Origin of the sequence: Kitasatospora sp. NPDC096077, assembly GCF_040303245.1 — a bacterium.
Classification (GTDB): Bacteria; Actinomycetota; Actinomycetes; order Streptomycetales; family Streptomycetaceae; genus Kitasatospora.
In genome coordinates, this window is sequence record NZ_JBEOSV010000133.1 from 1 (window position 1) to 5,193 (window position 5,193).

The 5,193-nt window shown below is 70.8% G+C and carries 3 protein-coding genes and 1 pseudogene; all 4 read right to left on the reverse strand.

The genetic code is table 11. From position 1 onward, the window contains the following. Positions 1–43 precede the first annotated feature (43 nt). Positions 44–703 carry a DUF742 domain-containing protein gene (locus tag ABTZ03_RS43900; RefSeq protein ID WP_350518891.1) on the reverse strand — a complete coding sequence of 220 codons (660 nt, stop codon included), beginning with the start codon at positions 701–703 and terminating at the stop codon, positions 44–46. Positions 704–864: 161 nt separating this feature from the next. Beyond that, positions 865–1,278, reverse strand: a complete 414-nt coding sequence (locus ABTZ03_RS43905) for a roadblock/LC7 domain-containing protein (protein WP_097236138.1) — start codon at positions 1,276–1,278, stop codon at positions 865–867. 10 nt (positions 1,279–1,288) lie between these two features. Continuing rightward, positions 1,289–4,639 (reverse strand): sensor histidine kinase, encoded by a 3,351-nt coding sequence (locus tag ABTZ03_RS43910; protein ID WP_350518892.1) that lies wholly within the window; start codon positions 4,637–4,639, stop codon positions 1,289–1,291. A 452-nt stretch (positions 4,640–5,091) separates the two neighbouring features. Beyond that, positions 5,092–5,193 (reverse strand): annotated as a pseudogene (locus tag ABTZ03_RS43915) (ATP-binding protein); the annotation flags it as partial.

Sequence of the window (5,193 nt, forward strand, 5' to 3'; positions counted from 1 at the left end):
GACGATCTTCGCGGAGGTGGTGGCGCGGGTGGGGGCGGCCGCGTTAGAGCTTGCGAAGTCCACTGAGGACCCTTTCGAGCAGCGTGACGTCGGGCTGGTTTCCGGTTTCGCCCCCGGAAGCGGGCTGGTGGATGGCGACCAGACCGGCCTCGGCCAGGTCGGCCACGAGGATGCGGGCCACACCCAGGGGAAGGGAGAGCAGCGCCGACACCTCGGCGACGGACTTGACCTCCCTGCACAGCGTGCAGATCCGCTGGTGCTCCGGGAGGAGGGTGGCCAGGCGCTGCGGGTCGACGTCGGCGGAGACCAGGGCCTCCAGCGCGAGTTCGTAGCGGGGCCGGGTGCGACCGCCGGTCATGGCGAACGGCCGGATCAGCGGGCCGGAGTCCGGCTCGTCCTCGAACTCCTCGACGTGCCCGGGCTCCTGGGTCGACCGCCGGCCGGGGGCCGGCACCGGTGCCGGGCCGGGCGGTGCCGGGTAGCCGGGCGGCGGGGTGTCGAAGGCGGGCTGTGGGCCGGGGTACTGGCCGTACTGGCCGTACTGCTCCTCGGGCCGGGGGTACGGGTGCTGCTGGGGCTGCTGCCCGTACTGGTGCCGACCGTAATGCTGACCGTGGCCGGCGCCGGGTGCTCCGAAGGCGTCATGGCCTGTGCCAGGGTACGGAACGCCGTACTGGCCGCTGCGGTCGTCGGGCGGTGTCACGGTTCCTCTCCTCACAAGGTGCGGCGGTGCGGTGCGAGCTTCGGTACGAGTCCGGAGCCGGTGGTGCGAAGGCCGTACAACGTCCGAACCCGAGCCCGCCGAAGCGGGCCCGGGAAGGACGCGGAGGTACTTCGAATACCTGGACGGTATCCGACGAACCGTCAGTGCAGGAGACTGCCCTGGAGTTCCGCGCGGAGTGCGGGGGTGAGGACGGCGCCGGCCCGGTCGACGAGCAGGGCCATCTCGTACCCGACCAGACCGATGTCGGAGTCGGGGGAGGCGAGGACGGCGAGGGCGGAGCCGTCGCTGATGGCCATCAGGAACAGGAACCCGCGCTCCATCTCGACGACGGTCTGGTTGACCTCGCCGCCTTCGAAGATCCGGCTGGCGCCGGAGGTGAGGGAGGTGAGGCCGGAGGCGACGGCGGCGAGCTGGTCGGCGCGGTCGCGCGGGAAGCCTTCCGACATGCACAGCAGGAGGCCGTCCGCGGAGACCACCACGGTGTGGGACACCCCGGGGGTGTTGTCCACGAAATTGGTGATCAGCCAGTTCAGGTTCTGTGCGGCCTGGCTCATCTGAGTCAACTCAACGCTCCTGGTGGTTCGAGCCGCCGAAGAGATCGGTGCTCCGGTTCTGTCCGTTGCCGGACTGGTCTACCTGATCGGGGTCGATCCGGAAGCTTCCGGTGTTGCCGGCGCTGCGGCCCTGCTCCACACCGCGGCGCAGGTTGGTGAGGCGGCCACGGACCTCCTCGGGGCTGCGGGAGACCTGCGGCCCTTCCTGCGGGGTGGGCTTGGCGTTGCCGGGCACCAGGTTCTGCTTGGGCACCCGTCGGGGCAGACCGGCCCCGGTGGTGCCGGCGGACGAGGGCTCGCGCAGCTGCTCGGCGCGCTGCCAGTCGCCGTCGTTCGGCGACTGCCAGGGGGAGGCGGTCGGGCCGGTCGGGCCGTATCCGCCCAGTGCGGACACGTCGTGGCCGCGGGTCTCGTTGGACGACGAGGTGTCCTTGGCGCCGGCGAACCAGTTCGGGGTCTCCCCGGACGGGTTGCCGCCGGCCGGGGCGGCACCCAGGTTGCCGCCCGCCAGCTGCTGGCCGGGGCGGCGCTGGGGCAGCCCGGACGGCAGGGTGGCGGCGGGTTCGGCGGCGGGCAGAGCGGGCGGCTCCGGGGTGTACGGGTGGCCGCTGGGGGCCTCCTCGACCCGGTGGCCGTAGCCGTCCTGGGCGTACTCGTCCTGCTGGTAGCCGCCCTGGTCGTAGCCGTACTGGTCGTCGGCGTAGCCGTCCTGCCGGTAGCCCTGCTGCGGGTACTGGCCGTAGCCGTCCTGGGCGTACTCGTCCTGCTGGTAGCCGCCCTGGTCGTAGCCGTACTGCTCGTCCTGGTAGCCGTCCGGCTGGAACTCGCCCTGCTGGTAGCCCTGCTGCGGGGCGTACGGGTCGTAGCCCTGCTGGAAGTCCTCCTCGACCTCGGCGTCCAGCACCTGCTCGTGCGGGGCGCCGTCCAGGGCCGCGCGGCGGACCTGGTCGAGGCGCTGCGAGCGCTGGACGGACTCCAGGGCCGGGCTGAAGCCGGAGGAGCCGGCGTTGCCGATGCCGGTGAGGTGGTCGTCGAAGCCCAGTTCGGCGGCGCTGCGGCCGGCGTTCTGGTCCGGGGCCCACGGAGAGCTCGGCTCCTGGTCGGCGAAGATCCGGGAGACGGTGAACTGCTCCTCCGGCTCCGGCGCGATCGCGGACTTGGTGACGAACGGCGGGAGCATGACCAGCGAGGTGGTGCCGGCCGACTCACCGGACGGGCGCAGCTGGACGCGGATGTCGTGCCGCTGGGACAGCCGGCCGACCACGAAGAGGCCCATGCGGCGGGAGATGGTGGCGTCGACCGTGGGCGGCTCGGCCAGCTTCTCGTTGATCTCCGCGAAGTCGTCGGCGGTGAGGCCGATGCCCTTGTCGTGGATCTCGACCAGCACCCGGCCGTCCGGCAGGCGGGTCGCGTTGACCAGCACCCGGGTCTGCGGGCTGGAGAACGAGGTGGCGTTCTCCAGCAGCTCGGCGAGCAGGTGGACGAGGTCGGTCACGGCGGCGCCGACGACCTCGACCTCGGGGATGCCGGACAGCTCGACGCGCTCGTACTGCTCCACCTCGGAGGCGGCGGCGCGCAGCACGTCGACCAGCGGGACCGGGGTGTTCCAGCGGCGGCCGGCCTCCTCGCCCGCGAGGACGAGCAGGTTCTCACCGTTGCGGCGCATGCGGGTCGCGAGGTGGTCCAGCTTGAAGAGGTTCTCCAGCTGGTCCGGGTCGGCCTCGTTGTTCTCCAGGTCGGTGATCAGCGCCAGCTGGCGCTGGATCAGGCCCTGGCTGCGGCGCGAGAGGTTGGTGAAGATCGCGTTGACGTTCCCTCGCAGCAGGGCCTGCTCGGCGGCGAGCGCCACGGCCTGCTGGTGGACCTGGTCGAAGGCCCGGGCGACTTCGCCGATCTCGTCCTTGCCGTGCAGCGGGATCGCGGTCACCGAGGTGTCGACCCGGTCGGGGTCGGTCTTGGAGAGCTTCTCGACCAGGTCCGGCAGGCGGTGGTCGGCGATCTCCAGGGCGGCGCTGCGCAGGGTGCGCATGCCGAGGATCATCGAGCGGGCGACGTAGCCGGTGAGCAGGCCGGCCAGGATCAGCGCGGCGACGACGATGACCGTGTTGAGGATGGCGTCGTAGAGCGCGTTGTCCTTGAGGTTGCGGGAGTCGGTGAGGACGTCGTCCAGCAGCGCGACTTCGGTGTTCCGCAGGGCCTGGATGTGGGTTCCGGCGGCCTGGTTCCAGTTGTCCGGGGTCAGACCGGAGGCCTTGGCCTCGTTGTAGGCGGCGTCGGCCGCGGCCTTGCCCTTCTGCTGCCCGGCGGCGGCGGCCTCGGCGTAGTTGCCGGCCAGCGCGAGCAGGGTCTGCATGGTGGGCGCGGTGCCGTTCGGCATCTTGTAGGCCGAGCGGTCCTGGGCGTTGGCCAGGGCGACCTGGGCGTCACCGTACTTCCGGGCGTCCGCGGGGTCGGCACCGGTGTTGAACTCGGACAGCGAGACCTGTTCCAGCTTCTCCGAGACCAGGATGCTCTGGGTCATGTCCTGGTTCTCGTACCGCGTGGTGGCGTTCTGCGAGATGCCGACCAGCAGGTTGAGCATCAGCGCGCGCTGGGTCGAGGAGGCGGCCTTGGCCAGCGACATCGCGTAGATCGCGCGACCCTTGCTGGTGGCGTTGGCGGAGCCGTTGCCGACCGAGTTGTCGTAGGCCAGCAGCGGCGCGTACATCGCCGAGTAGGCGTTGGTGGTGGCGCTGGCGAACAGCTCCTTGCTGAACGCGACCTGGCGCAGGTGCGGGAGGTTGACCACCAGGGTCTCGAAGGCCTCGTGGCGGCGCGGGAGCTCGCCGGACTTGTCGGAGGCGTTGTAGGCGGCCTCGTAGGCCTTCAGTGCCGCGTCGGTGTCGGCGCGGCGCTTGGTGACCTCGTTGTTCGGGTCCTGGCCGGTGAGCAGGGGTATCAGGGTCTTGTCGCGCTCGTTCTCGAGCGCCTCGGCGAGTTCGGTCGCCGCCTTGGCCAGCTCGGCGGTCTTCTCGGCGCGGGAGGCCTTGATGTAGCCGTCGACCGAGGTGTTCACTCGCAGACCGCCGAAGACGAGACTGATGATCACGGGGATCAGCAGGATCGCGATCAGTCGGGTCGGCACGCGCCAGTTGCGCGGACGGAGGAAGTCGTACCGGCTGGAGCCGCCGTCGCCCGCCGCACCGGCGCCCGGACGCGGTTCACCGGGAACCGTCGGGGGCTTGGCGGCTGGGATGGCCTGGGTGCGCTCCTCGGTGGGAGTGAACGCGGAGAATCCGGCCTGTTCCGCGGCGGTGCCGTTCGGCTCGCTCTGGCGGGGCTCGGAGCGCCGCTGCGGGGCGGGTTGCTGCTTACGCCTCACTCGACTACTACCTCTCGGCCGACTTGCCGGCCATGGATCAATCCAGCGCTACCCCCGGGGCCCTGGCCCGTCGCCGGAGGACCGGCGCGGAAATATTCAGGGGTAGCTGGAATTTCAGCACGTGCAGGGATGGGGGACAAACAGCCGTCGCAAGGCACCCGCGGCGGAACAATACGGACAATCAACGACATGACGGAGCAAAACCGTGGTCATCTGGCGCTGAGTGACGCTGATTCGCCACTCTGCGTCATTGTTGATCACAAAATGCCTACCGAACTGTTATCCGCTGCTTATACACGGGTCTTGCGCGCGGCCCCGGGAGGACACCGGCCGGTAAAGCACCGCCGCCCCGGCGACCCGTCAGTGTGACGGCTCACCGGGGCCTCACGGTTCCTGTGACTCGCGCCTCGCCGTGCTCGCGCACTCGCCGGGTCGCGCACCCGTCTCCGGCTTCAGCGGAGTCGGGCGAGGAGGGCGTGTTCGACGAGGGTGATGAGGGCGCTCTTGGCGCTGTCGCGGCGGCGGGCGTCGAGGGTGACGACGGGGGTGTCGGG

What these genes read in the sequence shown, in the direction of transcription:
- ABTZ03_RS43905 (WP_097236138.1), bottom strand. Translation starts at nt 1,278, where the DNA reads ATGAGCCAGGCCGCACAGAACCTGAACTGGCTGATCACCAATTTCGTG.